At 42.9% G+C, this 22,662-nt stretch carries 24 protein-coding genes and 1 pseudogene; 12 read left to right on the forward strand and 13 right to left on the reverse strand.

What is annotated here, in order from left to right; genetic code table 11:
• On the reverse strand, positions 1-378 hold a 378-nt coding region (locus tag GPLA_RS10150), incomplete at its 3' end, for a hypothetical protein (RefSeq protein WP_040514371.1).
• 423 nt (positions 379-801) lie between these two features.
• Here GPLA_RS10150 and GPLA_RS10155 point away from each other — a divergent pair.
• From GPLA_RS10155 to GPLA_RS10165, 3 genes are all read left to right on the forward strand, one after another.
• Positions 802-1,452 carry a LysE family translocator gene (locus GPLA_RS10155; RefSeq protein ID WP_007104805.1) on the forward strand — a complete coding sequence of 217 codons (651 nt, stop codon included), beginning with the start codon at positions 802-804 and terminating at the stop codon, positions 1,450-1,452.
• A 655-nt stretch (positions 1,453-2,107) separates the two neighbouring features.
• Complete coding sequence (locus GPLA_RS10160; RefSeq protein WP_007104808.1) at positions 2,108-2,491, forward strand: nuclear transport factor 2 family protein; 384 nt, start codon at positions 2,108-2,110, stop codon at positions 2,489-2,491.
• 205 nt (positions 2,492-2,696) lie between these two features.
• The gene (locus tag GPLA_RS10165; protein ID WP_051997660.1) at positions 2,697-3,002 is read left to right on the forward strand and encodes a hypothetical protein; all 306 of its coding nucleotides are present in this window, start codon (positions 2,697-2,699) and stop codon (positions 3,000-3,002) included.
• A gap of 31 nt (positions 3,003-3,033) precedes the next feature.
• On the opposite strand, the gene GPLA_RS10170 is transcribed toward GPLA_RS10165, so the two are convergent.
• A complete protein-coding gene (locus GPLA_RS10170) occupies positions 3,034-3,333 on the reverse strand; it encodes a DUF1418 family protein (protein ID WP_007104810.1) in 300 nt (99 codons plus the stop codon).
• Between the two features lie 525 nt (positions 3,334-3,858).
• Between GPLA_RS10170 and GPLA_RS10175 the strand changes: the two genes are divergently transcribed.
• Positions 3,859-5,796 carry a CRTAC1 family protein gene (locus tag GPLA_RS10175; RefSeq protein WP_007104811.1) on the forward strand — a complete coding sequence of 646 codons (1,938 nt, stop codon included), beginning with the start codon at positions 3,859-3,861 and terminating at the stop codon, positions 5,794-5,796.
• 96 nt (positions 5,797-5,892) lie between these two features.
• A complete protein-coding gene (locus GPLA_RS10180; RefSeq protein ID WP_007104812.1) occupies positions 5,893-9,003 on the forward strand; it encodes an FG-GAP-like repeat-containing protein in 3,111 nt (1,036 codons plus the stop codon).
• Positions 9,004-9,348: 345 nt separating this feature from the next.
• Here the strand turns inward: GPLA_RS10180 and GPLA_RS10185 are convergent, their stop codons facing one another.
• On the reverse strand, positions 9,349-10,263 hold the full coding sequence (locus tag GPLA_RS10185; protein ID WP_007104814.1) for an alpha/beta hydrolase family protein: 915 nt from the start codon (positions 10,261-10,263) through the stop codon (positions 9,349-9,351).
• Between the two features lie 233 nt (positions 10,264-10,496).
• Here GPLA_RS10185 and GPLA_RS10190 point away from each other — a divergent pair, with 233 nt between their 5' ends.
• The 6 genes and pseudogenes from GPLA_RS10190 to GPLA_RS10205 all read left to right on the forward strand — a co-directional run bounded on the left by GPLA_RS10190 (position 10,497) and on the right by GPLA_RS10205 (position 13,563).
• The gene (locus tag GPLA_RS10190; protein WP_007104816.1) at positions 10,497-10,964 is read left to right on the forward strand and encodes a MarR family winged helix-turn-helix transcriptional regulator; all 468 of its coding nucleotides are present in this window, start codon (positions 10,497-10,499) and stop codon (positions 10,962-10,964) included.
• On the forward strand, positions 10,964-11,722 hold the full coding sequence (locus tag GPLA_RS10195; RefSeq protein WP_007104817.1) for an enoyl-CoA hydratase-related protein: 759 nt from the start codon (positions 10,964-10,966) through the stop codon (positions 11,720-11,722). Before GPLA_RS10190 ends, GPLA_RS10195 begins: the two co-directional genes overlap by 1 nt.
• A 283-nt stretch (positions 11,723-12,005) precedes the next feature.
• A pseudogene (locus GPLA_RS24330) lies at positions 12,006-12,416 on the forward strand (caspase family protein); the annotation flags it as partial.
• 31 nt (positions 12,417-12,447) lie between these two features.
• Positions 12,448-12,666, forward strand: coding sequence for a caspase family protein (locus GPLA_RS24335; RefSeq protein WP_407636147.1), 219 nt, complete (start codon positions 12,448-12,450; stop codon positions 12,664-12,666).
• Positions 12,647-12,802 (forward strand): hypothetical protein, encoded by a 156-nt coding sequence (locus tag GPLA_RS23465; RefSeq protein WP_007104820.1) that lies wholly within the window; start codon positions 12,647-12,649, stop codon positions 12,800-12,802. The genes GPLA_RS24335 and GPLA_RS23465 overlap by 20 nt, the downstream gene beginning before the upstream one ends.
• Before the next feature lie 359 nt (positions 12,803-13,161).
• Positions 13,162-13,563, forward strand: a complete 402-nt coding sequence (locus GPLA_RS10205; protein ID WP_007104821.1) for an ACT domain-containing protein — start codon at positions 13,162-13,164, stop codon at positions 13,561-13,563.
• A 353-nt stretch (positions 13,564-13,916) separates the two neighbouring features.
• On the opposite strand, the gene GPLA_RS10210 is transcribed toward GPLA_RS10205, so the two are convergent.
• The 5 genes from GPLA_RS10210 to GPLA_RS22935 all read right to left on the reverse strand — a co-directional run bounded on the left by GPLA_RS10210 (position 13,917) and on the right by GPLA_RS22935 (position 17,967).
• On the reverse strand, positions 13,917-14,639 hold the full coding sequence (locus GPLA_RS10210) for an alpha/beta hydrolase (RefSeq protein WP_306305698.1): 723 nt from the start codon (positions 14,637-14,639) through the stop codon (positions 13,917-13,919).
• A gap of 65 nt (positions 14,640-14,704) precedes the next feature.
• Positions 14,705-15,856: an HDOD domain-containing protein gene (locus GPLA_RS10215; RefSeq protein ID WP_007104824.1), complete on the reverse strand. Its 1,152-nt coding sequence runs from the start codon at positions 15,854-15,856 to the stop codon at positions 14,705-14,707.
• Positions 15,857-16,298: 442 nt separating this feature from the next.
• Positions 16,299-16,595: a Dabb family protein gene (locus GPLA_RS10220; protein WP_007104826.1), complete on the reverse strand. Its 297-nt coding sequence runs from the start codon at positions 16,593-16,595 to the stop codon at positions 16,299-16,301.
• Positions 16,596-16,779: 184 nt separating this feature from the next.
• Positions 16,780-17,097, reverse strand: a complete 318-nt coding sequence (locus tag GPLA_RS10225; RefSeq protein WP_007104827.1) for a hypothetical protein — start codon at positions 17,095-17,097, stop codon at positions 16,780-16,782.
• Between the two features lie 291 nt (positions 17,098-17,388).
• The gene (locus GPLA_RS22935; protein ID WP_007104828.1) at positions 17,389-17,967 is read right to left on the reverse strand and encodes a TetR/AcrR family transcriptional regulator; all 579 of its coding nucleotides are present in this window, start codon (positions 17,965-17,967) and stop codon (positions 17,389-17,391) included.
• 114 nt (positions 17,968-18,081) lie between these two features.
• Here GPLA_RS22935 and GPLA_RS10235 point away from each other — a divergent pair, with 114 nt between their 5' ends.
• Positions 18,082-18,696, forward strand: coding sequence for a cytochrome P460 family protein (locus GPLA_RS10235; RefSeq protein ID WP_007104829.1), 615 nt, complete (start codon positions 18,082-18,084; stop codon positions 18,694-18,696).
• Between the two features lie 122 nt (positions 18,697-18,818).
• On the opposite strand, the gene GPLA_RS10240 is transcribed toward GPLA_RS10235, so the two are convergent.
• The 5 genes from GPLA_RS10240 to GPLA_RS10260 form a co-directional block, all read right to left on the reverse strand.
• Positions 18,819-19,766, reverse strand: coding sequence for an L-histidine N(alpha)-methyltransferase (locus GPLA_RS10240; RefSeq protein WP_007104830.1), 948 nt, complete (start codon positions 19,764-19,766; stop codon positions 18,819-18,821).
• Between the two features lie 37 nt (positions 19,767-19,803).
• Positions 19,804-20,961 carry an ergothioneine biosynthesis protein EgtB gene (gene egtB / locus GPLA_RS10245; protein ID WP_007104831.1) on the reverse strand — a complete coding sequence of 386 codons (1,158 nt, stop codon included), beginning with the start codon at positions 20,959-20,961 and terminating at the stop codon, positions 19,804-19,806.
• Positions 20,962-21,181: 220 nt separating this feature from the next.
• The gene (locus tag GPLA_RS10250; protein WP_007104833.1) at positions 21,182-21,421 is read right to left on the reverse strand and encodes a hypothetical protein; all 240 of its coding nucleotides are present in this window, start codon (positions 21,419-21,421) and stop codon (positions 21,182-21,184) included.
• 189 nt (positions 21,422-21,610) lie between these two features.
• Positions 21,611-21,997: a VOC family protein gene (locus GPLA_RS10255; RefSeq protein WP_007104834.1), complete on the reverse strand. Its 387-nt coding sequence runs from the start codon at positions 21,995-21,997 to the stop codon at positions 21,611-21,613.
• 93 nt (positions 21,998-22,090) lie between these two features.
• Positions 22,091-22,636 (reverse strand): MAPEG family protein, encoded by a 546-nt coding sequence (locus GPLA_RS10260; protein WP_007104835.1) that lies wholly within the window; start codon positions 22,634-22,636, stop codon positions 22,091-22,093.
• Between the last annotated feature and the right edge of the window lie 26 nt (positions 22,637-22,662).

Below are 22,662 nucleotides of genomic sequence, written 5' to 3' on the forward strand. Positions count from 1 at the left end.
GATACACCCTTCCCATAGGCCTAGTAATACTTTGTATTCTTTGCCATTAAGCCAAATTCTCGAAGCCATAACATCCTCAGCAGGATCTTCCATCATTGAGAAGCCATCAGATGAGACGGCTTTAAATACTTTTTTAATGAAGGTCTTACTTGTTTTCTTTTTTCCGATACATATGCCTAGGCATAAGTGAATTGCTTTCTCTAGAGTTGCAGTCGTTGATTGGTATGCAGGGTCTAATAATAGAGAACTAAAGTATAAAGCAGACTCAACAGGATCATATTCTTTGAGGATTTGGTTAAGCTGATCGGAGTTTCTAGAATAAAGCCCAGCTTGTCCTTCTTGCATAAAGTTAATCAGCTTAAGCATGTCAGGGGTCATTTAGAATCTTTCCCAATATTGGTGTTATATTTTCATTTTGTTCGGGTTGAATTATTGCAAATCTAAATATCGCTCAGCTACGCTCAAAAACCGGAAAAAACTACGGGGGCTGGTTCGTCCGCTTTGGGTCGAAAACTGACCTAACTCCACACTACCAGACAATTTTCCTTGTGTCCGGTTTTCGCTCAAACCCGCTAGTCAGTTTATTAGGCAGGACTGAGTTTCAAACATTAATATGCTCGTACACCTGACTCAATTCAGCCCTGTCATGTTAATGGTGTCGGTTACTATATGCGAGTGTAAAGCGCATGACCTTTGACAACCTAAGATCAAAAAGACGATTTGGTTACCGTCCTAGCTGTGGTATAAAAATCGGCATAGGGTTTTAGTCCATAATCAGACGATGTAGGTGAATTGTAATCAATGCACATTTTAAATTTTGAAGCGTTTCTGCTAGCGATTACCCTGTTAACCATCACCCCTGGGATTGATACCGTACTGGTAATCAAAAATACCAGCCGCTCGGGTGGACGAGATGGAGTGGTAACCAGCTTGGGAATTTGCCTTGGGCTTTTTGTGCATGCGACCTTTTCCGCTGTGGGTATATCTGCCATTTTGCTTCAGTCGGCTGAATTGTTTTCAATCATGAAATGGATTGGGGCCGGCTATCTCATTTGGTTAGGCATTGGCGCGTTGAAAACGGCCTTTATCGGCAATGCTGGATTAACGGTAAATGACTCAGTTGTTAGAGCGCTTAGCGTGCGTCGCTCTTTAAAAGAGGGATTTCTGTCAAATGTATTAAACCCAAAGACAGCGGTGTTTTATCTGGCGTTTTTGCCGCAGTTTATTGATCCCCTGCACTCCCCCTTCCTGCAAGCAATGGCCATGGCAGGGATACATTTTGTGATTGCGATGATTTGGCAATGTGGCCTTGCCGGAGCGGTTAGTTCAGCTAAACGCTTTTTTGCGAATCCACATGCCCTTAAATGGATGGAGGGCATCACAGGCAGTGTACTGATATTGTTGGGTGCGAGACTGCTTCTTGATGAGCAAAACCTAGATCGTAATGAATAAAGTTCGTCATAACACGCCAGGATGAATCTTTGGTAAATACCGGCGTATCAATGCTGCGTTTTATTTCCACACCTAGTCGTCATTAAATCAACAGAAATTGATTATAAATGCAGCTCGCCGAATATACCGCGGAAGGATCACAGGATGTATTTAGTTATATAAACCGAGATACTTACCCGGCCCGTTTTCAAAAAATGTCTGCATGACTGAACCAATATGAAATCAATTATGGAGTGCTTCATGACACTGCAGACAAAACTGATATTGTAGAGGCTGACATTCAGGTGGGTATTTATGCCATGCCTCCGTTACGAAATGCAGATAAAGACGGAAATTACATTCCCAACATGATACTCATAAAAGAACGCATTGTTAGTTTCGTCATTTCCTTAGACTTTTTGGCATAAGGCTTTTACGGATGACATAAAGGCGTAATCTATATTCCTGACAAGCGCGGCGGGATCCCCCCGTACGGTGAGTCAGTATGGATAATGTTGCTAAGCATGGTGTGCGACGCTATCGTGTTTTTCCCCACAGTACTTGATCATTACGATAAAAGAGATAACGCGAACCGCTTGGGTAAATTATTTACTTGCTACTACTGAGGCTTGCCGCAGTTATAGCGAAGTAATCATATGTATGATGAGGGCAGAAAATGACACACAACTTAGCAGCGAACAAACAACATGCCATTGATTTTTATCGTATGGCCTATTTGGGCGATCCAGCAAAAGCCATAGCGCTTTATGTGGGTGATAAATATATACAGCATAACCCTTCCGTACACGACGGCAAGCAAGGGTTCATTGATTACTTCACCGAAATGGCTAACGATTATCCGTTGAAATATATCGAATTTGTACGAGCAATCTCTGAGGGCGACTTAGTTGCGCTTCATACCCACCAAACGTGGCCTGATGATATCCATTACATCACCATGGATTTTTTCCGCTTCGATGATAACGGGAAAATTATTGAACACTGGGACTCAATTCAGCAGATCCCCAGTGAGTCGAAAAACGACAATCCGATGTATTAATATTCTGGATAACAATCCAGCATGGCTTTATAGCTAGGCTTTAACTTATTTTATAACTTTGTAGAGTGACACTTGTGAACAGTTTATTTTGTGAAGACCAATGGAATACATAGGCGCTTGCTGCTGCGGTGAGGTACAGGTGAAACTGACTTTGCCGAATTCTCTGCATAGCTATCAGCCTAGAGCATGTGATTGTGATTTTTGCATGGCGCAAAAAACCGCCTATTTATCGGACCTTAACGGTGTGCTCGAAGTATTTCACCAGCACAAACTTGAAGGTATCTACCAGGGGTCTGAGCAAGCTATTTTTTGGCAGTGCAAAGCATGCCACAACCTCATTCTGGTTAGTTGTGAGTTTGCAAGTGGAGTAAAAGGCGCGGTGAACGCTGGGGTATTTTCGCAGAAATACACCATAGGCAGTGCTGTTTACGTGTCCCCCAAGATGTTATCACCACAGGAAAAACGCGAGCGTTGGCAAAGCGTTTGGTTAACGGTTAATTTCCAGCCTTAGCGTGATCGCAACCGAAAGCCGTCAATCGGATTTACTTAACGCTTTTATTAAACGCACCAAAGCTGGCTTTAATACTCCAGATGAAAAACGGTAAGGTCAGTGCTACCCCTGCAATCAACATCATCACACCAGCGTATGACACATTCAGCACTTCAGGTAAAAAACCTTGCTGATGAAATTGCTGACGCAAGCCCATCAACATCAGCACCACACCGAGCAGATCGAGTAATATCAATGAGCCCAATTTTCCTTTAGGCCGTGAACGCATTTCAACGTTGGGATTTAATTTGAGTTCGCTTGTAGCGGTAGGGAAAGGAAATAAAGTGGCCATTGTTCTCTCAAGTTTGCGCATTAATGCGTTTAATTAACAATTATGCAACAGTTGACCCGACTATATGTCATTAAGTTCCACAAAATAAAGACTAAGGGAAGAAAATCACACCTCTATAAAGCTTATTTACTCACTTCGATTTAAACACCTTCAACGGTCACGGCAGGCTGCAGATCTTAAGTCAATATTATCTCTTTAGGGTTAACTTGCCCGCTCCCGGATTAAATTTTTGTAAAACAGCTAACAGCACCTGTTTAAACTTAAAAACCAATCACTTTGCAGCTGATTTTCACGGTATTGAAAATCTCTGGTTGAGATCCAATTATGTAAGAAGTATGATTAATATTGTTAACAACTTACAAAAGATATTTAACTAAATGTATGCGCGCTCAGTATGATTACCAATCGAATGGGTAACAAGTGATTAGCTAAATGTCTTTAACAGAAAATTACGCTAGCGGGTAATAGATCGCTATTTACCAACGAGTTCGGCAAATTCGTCTGACCACTATATTGGATAACAACATGACTTTACTTAGAAAATTTTCCCTAGTAGCGCTAGGCGTTAGTATCGTACTTCAAAGCGCTTGCAGCCAGCATGACATTGAGACTGTTCCCAAACAGAACCGTGTTTTATTTAAAGATGTGTCCGATTCAGTGGGATTAGTTAGCGAAGCAAATTGGAAATATGGCGGCCCAGCAGTTGCGGATTTAAATAACGATGGGCATTACGATTTTCTATTAAGCAATCATGACACGACGCCGGTACAACTTTTCATGGGTAATGCAGCACATCACTTTGATGAAATAAAGAATGTGTATCCAAAAGCCGATCTGCATGGCATATCTGCGGGTGATTTCGACTTAGACGGGGATAATGATGTGCTGTTATCACTGGGCGGCGGTAATGGCTTGACGCCTCAACCTCAACGTTTACTACGTAATGACAACGGCACCTTCACTGACATTACAAAGGAAGCCGGCATATCAGAGTTAGGCGCTCGAGGTAGAAGTGTGCGTTGGGTGGATCTAGATAACGATGGCGACTTAGATTTTATGCAAGTGAATGCCGCAAAAATGGTCAATGAAGCCTTGCCACGCAATATCATTTTCGAAAACCTCGGTAACGGCACATTTCGCTACGTAGAAAGTCCAGGATTTGAAGATATCGAAGCAGAACGCGTGTTAATAACAGACTACAACAGTGATAATGTGATGGATATCATTGCGTTTACCAGTTACGACAAAACATCCATCTGGCAAGGTAATGGCGATTTTACCTTCAGCAATACCACCAACACCGTATTGCCTCAGGGACATGATGATTATCCAGGAACCATCACTGTGGCCCAAGCCGATATCGATAATGACGGCGATTTAGATTACTACTTTGCCCGTGGAAAATTGTATTACACCATTGCCAATAACAGCATCAGTTTCGATAAGGAAAAACAATCACTCGATTTGCGAGATGTAGGCAGTAAGAGCCATGATGGATTAACGCTCTACGCTGATTCAGATATCGTACTGAGCGACTTTTATCACTTCCCCCGCGCTAAATTACTTGAGTTTATGCCGGTATTTATTGGTGCAAATAAACAACAGATCACCACACCAAAAGATGCACACGCCATCACCCAAGAGCAGGCAAAGGGGTTTCCGGCCGAAGTCAATGAAACCGGTTGGTATTTGGGCTACTTAGGTGACAATAAATGGCGTCTAGAGTGGCTATTAACCGACGACGTTGCCTGGGATGTGCGCGCGTCGATTAAGGGCGTAAGCGATTACGAAGCCAATTGGACACCCCAAGAATTGGCCGTACCAGATGTATTGCTCCGTAACGACGACGGTGTACTAACAGATATTTCCCAGCGCATACCAGATAGCCTAAATACAAATAACTGGGGGGTCACCTCGGGTGATTTCAACAACGATGGAAATGCTGATTTCTTCGTTTATCGTTTCGGCGATTTACAACGCAGGATCGCCGATGTGATGTTACTCAACACAGGTGATGGTCACTTCACAAGCAGTGTGGCACATAACGCCACAACAGAAATCGGCTCGAAGTCTCACGGTGATTCAGGGGTCGCGTTTGACTTCGATCTCGATGGAAAAATAGACATTTTAAGTGGCGATGACGACAACGGTAAGTGGCATTTATACAAAAACGTCACGGACAATGGGAATAACAATCACCTATTGATAAAAATAGGCTACTCAGAAAATGGCATCGACCCTTATGGCGCAAAAGTTTGGATAACCACTAAAGGTAAAAAGCAGTACAAACTTATTGGCTCAACCAACGCCAATCATTCTCAGAGCTTGTTGAACATAGTGCATTTTGGTTTAGGCAAAGACGAGGTGGTTACCGACATTACAGTGCGCTGGCGTGATGGCACCACCCGTACCTTGAAAAACCAACAAGCTAACCAGCTTCTCACTCTCGGCAAATCTATTTAACGGCCTAGGTATGGATTATTGGGCGGTAAAATAAAAATTTAGCGTTACCGCCATTCGAGCAATTTAACGTTCTTAGTATGAAAAATGAGTATAAAAATGACAGGTAAGCCATTCACAAAAACACTTTTTATCAGCGCCCTTCTGCTGCTGCAATTTGCTTTGTTCGCATGTGGTCAGTCTGAAGAAAGCTTGTCCAATATTACCCTCACCCCCTCATCCCCTGTGGAATTTGATTATGAGATAACGGGTAGCAAAACTAAAAAATTAATTTTCGAAATCGATAATCCTGGGCAGTCGGCGAACTTATCACTATTAGATAACGACCAGGTGTTAGTTGATAACCTCAATATCTCGCAAACGGGTAGCCAAACTATCAGTGTATTGGTGCGCTTTAATGCTTTGGGTAACAGGCGATTGCAGTTAAAGACGATCAATTCTCCGCTCACCATAAAAACCTTCACAGTAGAAGATATAGAGCATCTGCCAATCCCGCAGTTCAAAGATATTTCGGTTCAAGCTGGGTTAGACAAAGTGAATTCGATTAAATACGGCGGACCTTCGGTTGCCGATATTGATCAAGACGGTGACTACGACTTTATCGTTAACAATCACAACGCAGAATCCAGTAAAATCTATTGGAATAACGGCGACGGTACCATCACTAAGTACAAAGACGACCTGTCTCGCTGGTTCATGCAAGATCTGCACGGCACCGCCCTAGGTGATTACGATAATGACGGCGATCTCGATATGGTCCTGACTCGGGGTGGCGGTAATGGTACTAACCCATCGGTCTCTTATTTTTATCAAAATGATAACAGTAATTTTGTTCGCTACACAGGAGATGTCGGTATTGACCGAGGCGCTCGGGGTCGTGGGGCCAGATACTCGGATATGGATCTAGATGGCGATCTGGATCTCATGCTAGTTAATGAAACCGGCTTGGCCAATCAAAAACCCCAGCACTTTTTTTACGAGAATAACGGCCAAGGTGGTTTCACCTTCAAGTCGGTACCCGGTATTCAGGATGTCAGGTCCTCTCGTGCCTTAGTCTCGGACCTTAACGGTGATAACATCGACGATATCGTCATGTATGGGCCCTTATCTGTTTGGCAAGGCAATGGCGATTTTACCTACACCGATATCAGCGACAGCATTCCTAGCAACATTCGAGCACTGAACAGTGTTATGGCCGTAACCGACATAGATATAGATAACGACGGCGACTTGGATATGTATCTGGCCAGAGGCAAAGAGTTTGAGCATGGCAAGGGCGAAACACCGTCCGTTGACTTTGACCCCATCGCCCGAAATTTCTCTCTGAAAACACGTGGTTATAAAGGTGTTGACGAATTTAGCTTCAAGGCAAGTGGCGCACTGAAATTGCATAATTATCATTTTCTAGGGCAAAACGGCTTTAGGGGAAAAGCGTACCCCATCTACTTGGGTAAAGACAAAATATCAACGGATGTGCCATCTGGCGGCACCCTAGAATTTGATAAAACAAACGCACAAGGCTGGCCCGACGATATTTCAGCCGACGGAGTTTATTTCGGTCATGTGGGCAACGACCATTGGCGAGCGGCATTGGTACGCAACGGCGATATATTTTGGTCCTATTTCTTCACCTTATCCGGTGTAGAAGAAGCGACGCCTAATTTTATACCGGAAAATCGTAATATACAGGACGTGCTGCTAGAGAACAGAGACGGCAAACTTGTTGATGTTACCCAACAATGGAACATTCCGGCAGGTGGTAACGCCTTAGGTGTGACAACCGGCGATTTTAACAATGACGGTCATCAAGATTTATTTGTTTATCGTTGGGGATTAGTCGAGAAACGCATCTCAGATCTCATGCTGCTCAACACAGGCCGAGGTAGCTTCGAAACAGTTACTATGCATGGTGCAAGTGATTTAGGTGGGCCGGGGTTTGGCGACATGGGCCAAGCGTTTGATTTTGATCTCGATGGCAATTTAGACATACTCAGCGGCAGTGAATACGGTCAATGGTATTTGTATAGTAATCAGCCTGTGATTGGCAACAACTACGCCTTGGTTAGAGTGGGTTATTCCCCCGAGAATCACGTTGATGCTCTCGGCGCACAAATTACCTTACAAACAGCGTCACATACCTACCAAAAACGCATCGGCTCAGCGGGTGAAGTGTTCTCTCAAAGCTTATTGAATATTGCGCATTTCGGATTAGGTAAAGAGGACAAAATAAGCCATATTCAGGTACGTTGGCGCAACGGCGAAACGGTTAGTTTCTCCAATAAACAAGCCAATAAAATATTTGATACTAACGCACTGGATCCGGCTACTTTGGCAATAAATACCCAAGACTTAGCGCCAAGATCTGGAGATACACTGCAATTAAAAGTGACCGCGACGCCTGAAAACGCAAGCCAAGACGTGCACTGGCATTCAAACGACCCAACCGTCGCTCAAATAAGCCCCAGCGGACTTCTTAAGATGGTAGGCAAAGTAGGCGAGAGCACAATGATTATGGCCACGAGCACTAAAAACGGCCTGTCGGCCAAAGCCAAAATCACCGTGCACCAATGGTACGCCAAGCCTATTACGTCAGTGACCTTAAGCGCTTCAAAAACCAAACTGATTGTAGGTGAAGTACAGCGGATAAACGCAAATATCGCTCCTGAAGGCCCAGACAATGCACAATTAAGCTGGACTAGCTCAGCGCCAGAGATTGCTTCGGTTGATGCCGATGGTACGCTTCACGCGTTAACCCAAGGTCAGGTTAAGATCAGCGCTCAAGCCGAAGAAAATGCAGATTTTCATGATGAATTGCAATTTACTGTTGAAGCAGACGTCAAACCTTATATCAAAATTGAAAACCTCCCAGAGCTTAACAAAACGCCCATCCATGCTGGGCAAACGTTTGAGGTGCATGTTAACTACCATGCAGGAACAGGCAATAAAGTGATTGCTGCCGATGAAGGAGGCCTGCGGGTTTGGTTTCGACATTTTAAAACCCAGCGGATCCCTATCGAAGATAGGATACAAACTGATACAAACGTACTATATACAATGACCGGTAGCTCAACGGCAACCGTCTCAACTAAGGGGCTCATGCCGACTGATGCATTACCCAAGGGTCAGTTTTATTCACTAAACGTAAGTTTCACAGCCAGCAATGGAAAGACTTATAACGACAGTATTGAGCACTTTGTTTTAATAAAATAGCGACTGAATAATGAGTACTGGCGGACAAATGCGCTAGTACTCATCTGTCCATGCAATGTTAGCTTAGGGTCATAGCTCGACGTCCCCACAATATTAAATCAAGTCCAGATGAATAATCTGTTCCTATGACTCGGTTAATGACCTTTGAATTCAAGTAAAGCGCCTTAGGCAGGGATAACAATGAGATGTACACCCATGTTTCGTTAACGGCTTGCATGCCATAAACTGACGCCTCCCCAAAAGTTTTAACTGAGCGGAGATTATTATCCCCTGTAAGCTGGAGCTAGACCCTTATCAATATCCACTCAAATAAATCAAACCTACAAAACTAAAAACGACCGTAAACTAGCCCTTGGTACTCAGGATTGGCGCAAAGACGTGCTCCCACAGCTGTTGATATCGCTCTCTATGCCAGCCGATATGACCAATACGTTTTTGCCCTATATCCTTAGGTTCGATGACGTGCCGTGTAACACTTGCGCCAGTAAATTGCGCGTGCAGCATGTCGACGTTTTTCAAGGACATCATTTCGTCATCACTAAACGCCAGTGAATAAATGGGCAAACTGACACTGCCAAAGCGCTCTTTTAACCACTGCCCCTCCCCTTCAACAGCATAGCCATCTTTTAAACACCAACGACGCCATTGCATCATAACGCCCTTAGGTAAATCACACAGAACATTCAGCTTATTACCAGGAAAATAACCTAATAAGGGCACCGTCATCGGCACTAAGAAATACCATAAAAACCAAGATACACGCTTGGTACTCGGTGAGTTATACCACCAAGTCCCCGTACCAACAGCCACAGTAATTGCACGAGATATTTGCTTGGTATCAGGCATCATGCCCAGCATGTGTCCGCCAACACTGTGGCCTATCCAAATACATTCTAGGCCAGAAAATTGCTGTTCAACCGCATCAAGGACCACAGGACAATCGTTACTTGCCCAGCTAAGCACATCACTTTTACATTGCTTCACGTGCCCATCGGTAGACAAACCAATACCGTCATAATCAAACGTCACCGCGTGATAACCTTGTACGGTCAACCAAATGGCGAAATCTTGATATAAGTGCTGTGCAACGCCAGTAGCGGAGGCAATAATACAGACCCCTTTCACACACGCAGTTTGGCTGTGAAAAACAGTTATCGCCACAAAGTGCCCGGCTTCTGTGACAAGCTTCTGCACTTGCCCCTCGGAATGAGTGGCTGCTTGTTTATGCTGAGCACTTACGCCATTTTCAATTGCATTCATCTCGTACTTCCTACTATTAGCGTGTCAAATGGTAAGCCCCTTGCGGCATTTCTATATATGAACATCATTTATTTCGCATGTAAATTAAATTAATTCACTAACGAAATAAAAACAAATAACGCTTGATATTTCCCCACAAAAAAGCAATATTCAGCCCATAAAAGACAGCTAAAACTTGCTGATAACAATTTTATTTCGTACATTAAATAAATAACTTTGCGATAAACACGTTAATGAAAAAACAGCTAAAAATATTCCATTTATTGCAACTTGCCCATGCTGCTTTGTTTAAAGCGGCTGATCGTAAACTCAAAAGTGAGATGCAAATAAGCACTACCCAGTTAGGCGTGCTTTTCTCACTTGCAAAGTGTGACAACGCGCCAATTACAGCCATAGCGGATCAACTAAACATGAGCTACTCAAGCATGTCTGGGGTCGTTGATCGCATGTCCAAGGCTGAACTGGTTAAACGTGAAAAAAACCCAAACGATGCTCGGGTGCAAAACGTTATTTTACTGCCTAAGGGCAAAGCGTTATGTGAGCAGTCCAGTCATCAGGTAAGAAATATCAATCGCGCTTTACTGAGTGAATTCAGTATTGGGGAACAAGAAACCATTGCTCGATTCTTAGTTCATGTAGCAAAAAATGCTGAAAAAATTGTCGCCAGCGATAACTCACCACCATCAAAAAAGGAAATCTGATGTCATCCATTCTCATTGTAGAAAAGAAAAACCGCGTTATGCGCCTTACGATTAATCGTCCTGAGCTTAAAAATGCACTCAATCGTGCCTTATATGCGGCACTGGCAGATGCGTTAGCAGAAAGCCAATCAGACCCACAGATCCGAGCGGTGTTGCTGACCGCCACAGGCGATACGTTTACCGCAGGTAACGATTTAGATGACTTCATAAATCCGATTGAAGAGACAGGTACCCCTTCCGTCATTCGCTTTTTAAAGGCAATTTCAGAGTGCGAAATGCCCATTATCGTGGCGGTTAATGGTCCTGCTATTGGTGTGGGCCTGACTATGTTATTGCACTGCGACATGGTTTACGCATCAAAGAGTGCACGCTTTCGTGCGCCATTTACTCATGTAGGCTTAGTGCCTGAAGCCGCTTCGAGTCTGCTGCTTCCTTTAGCGGTGGGAAATGCCTGGGCGAATGATTTGATGATTGCAGGACGCACCTTAACCGCTGAAGAAGCCCTTAGTGCAGGGCTAATTTCCCGTGTATTCGAGGATGAAGCCCTTGTATCAGAAAGCCTGAAAGTAGCGGAACAGGTCGCTAGTTTGGCGCCTAACTCAGTCAAGCAATCCAAACGTTTGATCCGCGGCGTCACCAAAGAGCAGGTAAGAGACCAGATGAAACGCGAAGGGGTAATATTCGCCGAACAATTGGCCTCAGCGGAGTTTAAGGAATCCGTTGCGGCGTTTTTTGAAAAGCGCGGGCCTAATTTTTAATGGCGCCTAGGCGGTCAAAATAATTACACAGTATAACTGCCAGCGTCACATATACGATAAAACGGGCGGGTAGAAGCACCAGCAATTTAACCTGTCAATCATAGGTGAACATTGTATTACCCAACAAGAAACGTTGAATGTTGGGGGGCAGCGAATGTATAAATCGATCTTACTTATTGGGCTAATATTTTCGCTGAAATGCTCATTAACATTCGCTTATGAAGACAAAATTGAGCGCGTTGGTTATAGCCAATCAAAAATACGCTAATGTCCGTTAAAAAATGCTATCAACGACGCTCAGGCTATCGCTGGCCGTTTTACGGAACTCGGTTTTAGGGTGAGTACCGTTATCGATAGCCAAGCGCTTGAACTAAAAAATTCAGTGGATAAATTTTACGCCGATATCCAGCAGATAAAATCAGGCCAGGCTTTGGCCGTATTTTATTATGCGGATCACGCAATTCAAATTGAATACCACAATTACCTGGTCCCACTGAATATGCAGTTTTCCAGTAGCCAAAGCTTCATGGCTGGCTTATTTGACATCAACACTTTATTTTCAGCAACTTGCCAACACGCAAAATATTATCATTCTCGATGCATGTCGCCACAATCCCTTTGTAATGTGGCACTCGGAGAAAAAAATCCGTCTCAGTTGGTTTGGCTCCACTTAAAACCCCCTCAGGAACATTGATCGCATATGCCACAGCGCCAAGCGGGGTGGCATATGCGGGAGAGCTAAAAACGGTATCTATACCAAATATTTACTGCGTCATATCAGCAAAGAAATAAGCGTTGAGGAGCTTTTTAAAAAAGTTAGCAAAGGAGTAGCTAAAGAAACGCGTAACCGGCAGATCCCCTGGGGCATTCATCGTTGCTGCAAGAGGTTTTTATTAACCCGCCTCGAAGTTGTGCGAGGATTTTGTGACCGAGAAATTTTTTAATACCGATGGTCGGGCGTTGATGCGCACGTTTTATCCCTATATCTGCAACATCCGTAAGGAATGGAATAATGCCGAGCAATACGTTCAAGTGGTGACTTATTATCTGGGAGAAAATGTCGATATATGTAATGAATGAAATAACCTCGCCCAGACCCCACGCCAATAAAAATTGACGGATTGATAGGTTTGATTTATCTGCTATATGACTGCTAACGAGTTTCCCTGCATATTATAGTCATGTGCCCACTAATAATTATCAGCAATACCCTAGCATCCATGAATAATATGCTCAGCCCTCACCCACAATAATGCTCAAGTAATAGTTGCTGAACGATGACGTTTGTTAACGGCTGTATTCAACAGATCCGCTCAAGAGCGTTTAAGCATTGAGTAAAACAGGATATAAGTCACTTCGCAGGTATAAGACTTTCACATCAGCATCCTATTAGGCTAAAGTGCCGTTTTGCTAAGCTATCTTCAATAAGGAATCAATTCATGTCCGGTATAACCGAATTAGCGCAATTACTTAAATCCATGTCTCCGCATTTACAAGACGGTGAGTATGCTTTTTGCACCGTCGACGGTAACGTGGCCGATTATACCCATTTAAACCCTGTGTGTTTTTTCAAAGAATCAGAAGGATTAACATTGATCCTGTTAGCTGACGCCGCTCAAGATGCAGGCATTGCATTTGAAGGCACGTATAAGCAAATTACTTTGACTGTGCACTCCAGTTTAGAAGCGGTTGGACTTACCGCCGCTATTGCCGAAAAGCTCACGCAAAACGGTATCAGCGCCAACGTGGTAGCAGCGTATTATCATGACCACATTTTTGTGCCCACCGCTAAAGCCGAACAAGCTATGTCTGCGTTAGGTGAATTCGCCACACTGAATTAAAGAGCATTAAACGCGATAACGCCCTCAATATTGTTATAGAGAGTATGAGTGTGCTCGCTTTATCGGCATTCAAATTTTTGATTGAGGCGAAACCAGTTTAATACGAAACCGTCGTGTCGAACGGTTTCGGGCTATTGCTCAGTGTAACCGTACATATTTAGCGGTTTTATTGCGGATTATTAGAATACACAACCCCATTAAACCCTTGGGCTAGTTCCTGTGTCAGTATCAGTGTCAGTGTCAGTATCTCTACCCTACTTTCTGTACAGCCAATCTAAACCTTGAATCACGGTCGTAGGGAACGCTGTTGTATGGGTTGCATTCTCAATCACCGAAAATTTAAGGGTTATTAGCTAACTTTGTTGCTGCTCAATCTTCTGCGCTAACGCCTTGGCACCCGCCAACATATCTTGCTGCTGCCCAAACTCAGGTGACTCTTGCGCACCAACTGCCATATACACACGCTTGGCGAGTTCACTTTTCACAACAGACTGCGTCAAAATATCATTATCAGCAAACCAAACAGATGGGCTACCAATAATATAATTGCTAAACATGTCTGGTTGGCTGAATAGAATATAGGCCCCAAAAAGCCCGCCCAATGAATTCCCGACAAAAGTACGTTTTGCTGGATCGGCACGATAGTGCGTTTCAATGTAACTAAACACCGTCTCGCGGATAAAAGTAGCATGTTCAGCGGCCTTACCAGTCATTAGCTTCCAGTCATGTACTTTACGCTGAGTGTAATCTCGCACTCGACTTTGCGCCCCTTTTGAGCCCTTATCGTATGAAATCGCTACGATAATAAACTCCTGCATCGTACCGCTGTTCATAGGAAAACGCGTGGCACCTGAGATAAGTTGAAAACTGTATAAAGCATCAGTGAGGTAAATCACCGGATAGGTTTGGCTTAACTGGGGATCATATGAGCGTGGAAGCTTAATAAATAACGGGTATTCCCGTCCGCTAACGGGATCCGTAATATCGAGTACTTTGCTTCTTGGGATCGCAAAAGATGATTGCGCTTGGCATTGTGCACACAGCAGTAAAATCACTATCGTCAGAAGAAACTTCAAATAACCAAGCCTTAAGAACAAATCTTGTAAATGTTGACGGTTACACAAAAGTGCTTCACTTTAAATTAAACAGCTGAAAGCGCTACATCATGTTCAATATTCAATTTTTGCAGCAGAAATTTCCTCGCATCAGGGCGTAATTTAGTTTGCGCTAATAACGGCAGCAACTCTTCGGGTTGAATATGACCACCTTGATAAGACAAACTGATTTCGCTGATAAGATTGGCTTCAAACAAAGTCGCCGATAAGGGTTCAAGTTCGTCCAACCGGCCGATATCTGCTACTTGCTCTTGCACCACATTGACAATGAGCATAGGCATATTCCATATTTTCATCAGCTCGACACTCAGGCGCATAGACTTTTCACTTAGAAATTTCTTAAACACCAGAGAGTCTTGTTTGAAATCCGGATCGATTTTTTTAAATGCTTCCACCATGAATTGAAAAATCACCACCTTACCTAAATCATGCATTAACCCAATGGTGTAGGCAGCGTCACCATTTTGCTTACGCTGCGTGGCAAGTGATTTAGCGATGCTGGCTACATCTTGACTATGCAACCAGATTTTTTCGCCGAAGGTCTTAAAATAAACGGGCTTTTGCTGACATAAGTTTTTAATAAAACGATTGAGCACAAATTCTTTAATGTCGTCAGCACCCATAAACATAAAGGCTTGCTGTAAATTGGTAATCTCTTTATCACCACGTTTATAGGCTGGGCTATTGGCTTTTTTCATTAATTCAGTGGCTATGCTCGGTTCTTTTTCGACCACCTTGATAAACGCTTGCAAATCAAAATCAGGATTGTTCAACAAGTTAGTCAATGCCACGACTGATTGCGGTAACACGGGGAAATGAGTTAACACACTCTCTGGAGATTTGAGCGCATGATTCACCCGCGTTAAAATATACTGTTCAATAGGATTTAATGTGGTGCTAGTTTGTGATGGCCCAAGCAAGTAATCGTAAAATAGAAAGTCCAACCGATTCAACGAGCCGACGCTAATATTCACCGTACGTTTAGGCAGTGGAATATCGTATTCGCCAGTGTTCTCCTCAATTTTAGAACTGTGTAACCTTTGCTGCATATCCGCTTGCAGTGACGGATTGTTTCCCGGCACTGTCTTGTTGTTAGCCCTATCATTAGCGGCGGCATTTTTATGGCTACTTTGATTACTGCCACGCCTAAAAAGACGAGAAATTAATTTACCGAACATCTTTCATCACTACCAAATAAATAGAGCTACTACTACCACCAGCTATCTATGTTGCAATGAACACACATGGCTTGCCTGTTCATTCGCAACACTTTTACAACTGTTCTGTATGCTAGGTATGCCTCACAGCACCCCATATAACACTCATCCCATGAGCAATTACCATTGCTCCCCTCATAACAATGTCATTTCCTGATGAATGCACAGAAACGATTAACCTTTGTTGCTCTGCCTTATTTCTACGCAGCACTATTGCCATATAGAGTCAGGCTTATTATGCGAGGGGTCATTTGACTGAGGGTATTATCTCTATACTAAACAAGCTAAATGATCCAAGCCCAATCAGCAAAACTTAACCCCATTGGTACGATTTTAACTACTAAACCAGTACAACGAAACTCATAGAAAAATGCAGCAATAAGCTGGCTCTTTACGCGCAATATTAAACTTGATAGTCGAATACCACTATATCGTCCAGAAGTGGAACAAAGACCTCTTTTAACGCCTCATGTTCAGGGTGAGGTAAATAATTATCGCGACCTTTCTCATTGGCAAACGTCATAAAAACAGAATATGTGTACCCTTTATTCATGTGCTCTGGGCTATCATTCAGGCCCCATTCCACAGAAAGCACGCCATCAATTTTCTGCACCATAGATTCAAAGAGTATTTTGACGTTACCGATATCAGAATGGCCAACAGAGTCCTTAAATTTTATGAGTAATATATGGCGTATCATTTTGATCCTTAACAGTTAACCTATGATTAACTGGCTAATTAACAGGTGAGAATTAAGCGATTCGAAATTCAGCTCTAATCTCAGGGGATAAGTCATCCCCTGCATATAATACTCAGCATAGGTGACAAATAAGCCAACGTTGAGTCAAGCGGAGAACATACGGTTTCACGTTTTTTGCTACCGATTAATAAAGAGTGACTGCCATCAATAAAAAACACAATGAATATGCTTCGTTAAAGGTAATTTCCCTGAGCGTCAATATATCAGAAAGTAGACGATTCCATATTTCTTTGAAAACAGCTGAAAGTGTTGCGGCGACTATAATGAATACGAAGAGGTAGAACAAAACCTTTATTTCCGATGATTCGAATAATACGTCAACAATAGTATTAGATCCCTCACCTATGTTTAATTCACGTACAGAGGCATATTGTACGGTAAAAGCAATAAACAGTGCCAATGTGGCAATTATATTAAATGATGTGGTAATTCCCTTTTTCATGCGATTTCCTTTAATTAAAATAATAATTTACGTATTGAAGCGAGAAAATATCTCTAATATCCGATATTACTCAGGTTGTTTTTTTACACAACCCTAAATGACTTTTCTAAAATGAACAAAGCATTGATTTGCGGTTTTATCCGTTAGCAAACCTTTATTTCATCCTCCCTAAAATTACCTGCGTTTAACGTCGATGTATTACCCAGAACACATTCGCGGCCGAACGCATACCCCATATAACAAGTCGTTACACTGCCAATTAAAACGTCATCAAAATCTGTCTTGCCTGCCTCATACAGTCAGTTGCTTAGCATTCTCTTTGGCAAGTGCTTGTAATCTGGCAGTGGAGTATCCCAACTTACACATCAACCGAAACCCCATATACCCGGCCATAATGGCATCTGCTTTTGCGGTTAGTTCGTCGTCGCTATGCTGTTTTTTTGCGGATGAAAAATGCTTTAAAAAAACGTCTGCCATAGGCGTAAACAACTCATTCACTTTTTCAGCGACAAGCTTATCTTTCCCGCCCAGCTCACTGGCGGCATCACAAAGGAGACATCCCCTTGAGGTGCTATCATCGGTACTTGCGTGGGCGATAGCTTTGTCTAAAACCTGTTGGTATCCGGTAACGAGACTTTTAGCGCTCGTCATAATGCTCACCACCTCGGTAATTTCTTTGTGGCCATAGTGTTCAAGCGCTTTAAAAAAAAGTGTTCGCTTATCGGTATAGGCATTGCACAAGCTACCACGACGAATTAGCGTAGCTTGCTCTAAATCTTCAGTGGACGTAGCCGCGTAGCCTTTTTGCCAGAAAACCAGCATTGCGCCGCTGAGCACGGTTTGTTCATCAAACTTTCTAGGTCTGGCCATTGATTTTACGACTCTTAATTAGTTTTTATATAAATATACCAAAATAACTTTATAAAGTAGAGAAGTGAGTTTATATTGGTATGTACGTTCAAAAATAAAATAAAGGCTCATAGCATGGCTATATTCACTTTACGCACCACCTTAATCGCAACTATTTTTGCCCTAAGTACAGCTGCTTCCAGTGCCGTTACACTGGACGATGTAGTTGACGATGATGGGATTCCACAGTTACCAGAAAACTTCAGGAGTTGGGAGTTTCTTGGTGCTTTTTCCGGTCTTGCAGCGGATAAAAATGGCTCCCATGAAATGCATACTGTTTATGCCAGCCCAGGCACAGTTGAATACTATCAACAAAATAATGCGTACCCTGATGCAGCAGTACTAGTAAAAGAAGTGCTTGAGACAGACACAGAGAACTTAACCACTGGACGCATTTCCTATGCGACCAAAACCAAAGGTTGGTTTGTTTGGATTAAAGATAGCAAAGGTCGATTCCCAGAAAGTAAGTTGTGGGGGGATGGTTGGGGCTGGGCATTTTATGCCGCAGGTGATAAACCCAAACTGCAAACCACCGACTATAAAACCGATTGTTTAGGCTGCCATGTACCGGCAAAAGACACAGATTACTCCTATGTTCGTGGATATCCTGTGCTTGAAATAGAGCCTATGTCTGGCGGCCAAAATAAATCAGCCGACAATAAAGAAGCTAGCGAATCGCCCCGTGAATAACGTTTCGCTAAACGCCTTAAAATAGTAATTTATGGCAGGCAACGAAGCTTTTTTATAGGGATAACAAGTACCCTATGCAAATACGGTTGCCAGATTTGTTGAACAGAAATAGACGATATGTATCAATTTCTGTTCAACAAATAATCTGCGAAGTAATGATTCTTATCGGTAAACTTGGCCGCGATTGAAAAGTCAGTTTGCTGTAACAACCCACAGACAATCTCATCATTATATTTACGCGAAATTTCGGTGTGGATTTTTTCACCGGCGTGAAAATGATAGGTTTTTCCGATGGCATTAATGTCGACGGATTGATCGCATCCACTCAATAAATAGCTTTTAGCTATGCCTTCGTTTTCATCGTACTCAGGCGCATGTGCAAATCCACCCGGGTCAAAATTGGCCCCCAGCTCAGCATTCATACGATGCAAAAGGTTGATATTAAACGAACGCGTGATACCGCTTTCATCGTTATAAGCTGGCAAGACAATATCAGCCGGTTTAATCAAATCTGTGCCCAGTAACAGTTTGTCATTTTTGCTTAAATTGGCGCCCAGTTGATAAAGAAAATCACTGGCGATGGCGTCTGACATATTGCCAATATTTGAACCTAGAAACAGTACAATTTTGGGATGATGACTGTCTTTTACCGAGCCCAACATTTCAAAATAATCACCATGTTTTGGTATAACAGATACGTGGGGCAAGGCTTGCTGTAATGATTTTTCGAGTTGATCTAATGCATTTTGAGAAATATCAACTGGCATGTAATCAAATTGATACCCTTCATCACTTAGGGCTGCAAGCAGTTTACGCGTTTTACTACCGTCCCCGGCACCGAGTTCAATTAACTCAAAATAAACGTTTTTATCCGCTTGGAATGACTCGATGAGAGCCAAGGTTTGCGTGCTAAATATTTCCATTTCGCAGCGGGTTAAATAATACTCGGGCATCTTCATGATCTGCACAAAAAGCGCGTCGCCTTTTTTATCATAAAAATATTTAGACGGAAGCGTTTTTTCACTTTGACTCAAGCCAGCATCGACGTTATTCGCGAACTCTTCAATCATCTTATTTGTCTCTTGGTTATCATTTAAGCTGACCTGCTTATTTAACTAAGCGGATACCAGAATATTGCCACTGAAAATGTGGCTGAAAAAAGTTTCGGTACGTGGATCTCGAATGCTGTTCTGCGCTGGCAACAGACGCACCACGTAACACCATTTGATTCACCATAAATTTACCGTTGTACTCCCCCACGGCACCATCACTCACTTTAAAGCCCGGATAGGCTAAATACGCCGATGAGGTCCATTCCCAGCGCTGGCCCCACGTAAACTGGCTTGAGGCGACTTCCCATTCAAACTCAGTGGCCAAACGCATTTTCTTCCAGTTAGCAAACGCATTAGCTTCGTAATACGAAACGTGCGACACGCTTGCCTGTTTATCAATGGGTTTCAGCCCCGCCAACGTAAAGTAATACCACTGACCTTGCACACATTTCCAGTACAAAGGACACGTGATTTGCTTGTTCTCTATCCACGTCCAGCCATCGTCTAACCAATAGTTAAAAGTGGTATAACCGCCGCTTTCAATAAACTCAATATACTCACCATTAGTCACCAAACAGGCAGCAATCTCAAAATGCTGCAAGTAAACTTTATGTCGCCCTCTTTCATTATCAAAACAAAAACTCTCGTCTGCATGGCCTATTTCATAAACGCCTTCATCAATGCTTAACCATTGCTCAGGGGTTTCGACAGCGTTACTGCATTGGCTTACCAGGTTAAAATCTGGTCGATACACAGGGTAGATAGGATTTAACGACAGGGTGTATTTTAAATCCGTTAATAACAGTTCTTGATGTTGTTGCTCATGGTTTATACCTAAGGTCACCAGGGCTTTAATTTCATCACTGACATCAGTGCTGAGCAAACGTACCATGTGCTCGTCGACATAATGACGATATTGATAAACCTGTTCAACAGTAGGTCGCGTGATAAGGCCACGCTGGGCGCGTACGGCTTTTTCGCCGACGCTTTGGTAATAGCTGTTAAACAAAAAAGTAAAATGCCCATCTAGTACCGCATAACCCGCCACGAACTTCGTCAGGATCATCTCTTCAAAAAACCAACTTGTATGGGCTAAGTGCCATTTGGGCGGACTAGTAAAATCAACCGCTTGAGGAATATAGTCTTCTACGTTGAGCGGGGCGCAAAGCGACTCAGTATATTGCCGTGTTTGTTTATATTGGGCTAATAACATGGTACTACACCTTAAAAAAATAATAGCTTGGATCTCAAGTAAGATTAACTATGCCGCTGGGGAAATGGCTTGGGATGTCCATTTTTCATTGGCTCATGTGTTAATCAATATCTGCCGATAACCGTGTCGAGCAAATCATCTAGTTCAGCAAAACGCCCAGCGCTAGGCCAATTACGTTAACGATCCCTGATATTAACGGCTTACTGTAATAGCGATGAAACTAATTCCTGCGCCAAACACAGTACAATTCAATATTACGCTTTAATTCTTTCAAATCAGATAGTTGGCCTTCTTCGACCGTTTGTTCAAGTTGATATTTGGCATCTTCACACCTTTCACCTAATGGTTGATAAATATCGTTTCTTTCGACTTTAGAACGATCCGCAGAAGCCAATTTTGACTGAGTGCAGGCACTCAAACCCAACACTAAAAAACAGGTTAATAGCAGCGTATTACGCATAAAATCCTTAATGGCTAAACATAAAAATCAGGCAAAAACTGATGAAAACGCACGTTGACTTGGTCAAACAGAGCGCCTCACAGAGACCTAAGGCTCTTCAATCAAAGGGTAACAATACATGCCTATTATGACAATCGACGACCTATAAACCTTATTGTTTATCTGGCCGTTTACTTCCACAAGCTAGTATCATTGACCGGCAGGTGGCTGCCATAATTCAACTTTATTTCCTTCTGGATCGATGACCCAAGCAAACTTACCATATTCAGAGTCTTCAATCTTATCGAGAACATTGCACCCTTCAGCTTTGAGCACATCGACTAACGCATAAAGATCATCTACGCGGTAATTAATCATAAATGAAGCATTGCTTGGGCTAAACTGCTCGCCGTCTTGAGACCCAACAGACCAGACAGTCGTTCCACCAACGGGCTTGCCGTCCGAGTCTGACCAACTGAATGCGGTACCTCCCCAAGCCTGAACATCAATGCCCAGGTGACGTTTGTACCAAGCTTGTAACTGAGGTGCATCTTTCGCTTTAAAGAAAATACCGCCTATACCAGTAACGCGTTTCATGTAGACCTCCACATGTGGTGAGTAATTGTTCAGTTGCCCATCGCCACTCAACACTGCGGCGAACTGAATTCAGGTTTAAAACATCTTTTACAGTCAGTTTGAGCTTACTATTTTCCATAGTGTGTGAATAACAAAAATCACAAACAACACAAGTGTCGGGTAAAAAGTGACTGCAAAACCAAACGCTCTGGCTGCAGCGCCATTTTTATAACCCTTAAAGAATAACGTACGGCCCAATGCAAAAAGTACCGAGCACAAAGGTATTGCGGATAAAACAGAAACCGGCATTACCAAGCACCATGCTGTGTATACAATGATGGCAACAACAAACTGCTCTAAGGTATTTTGTAGCAGGCTTTGCAGGACTAAAGCATTTTCAGAACCCCGTGTTAACCCACTACCATCAATATCATCAGGACTAAAAAAGCGTAGCTTAGCCAATCGACCGATTGACACCAGCAGAAATCCAGTAGGCAGAATAATGGATAGCCCTAGCACGTCAAACCTGCCCTGAATATCGCCGATTAAGGCATTGGAGAATGGATCGAAATAAGTGCTTAGCATAATCGTCAATATGGACAATGTCATCGCTGATGCCATACCTTTCAATACACCTAATTGCTTTGCTGAAAGTGCCATACTATATCCTTGCCAGCTATCGCTTA

Source organism: Paraglaciecola polaris LMG 21857 (assembly GCF_000315055.1).
Taxonomy (GTDB): Bacteria; Pseudomonadota; Gammaproteobacteria; order Enterobacterales; family Alteromonadaceae; genus Paraglaciecola; species Paraglaciecola polaris.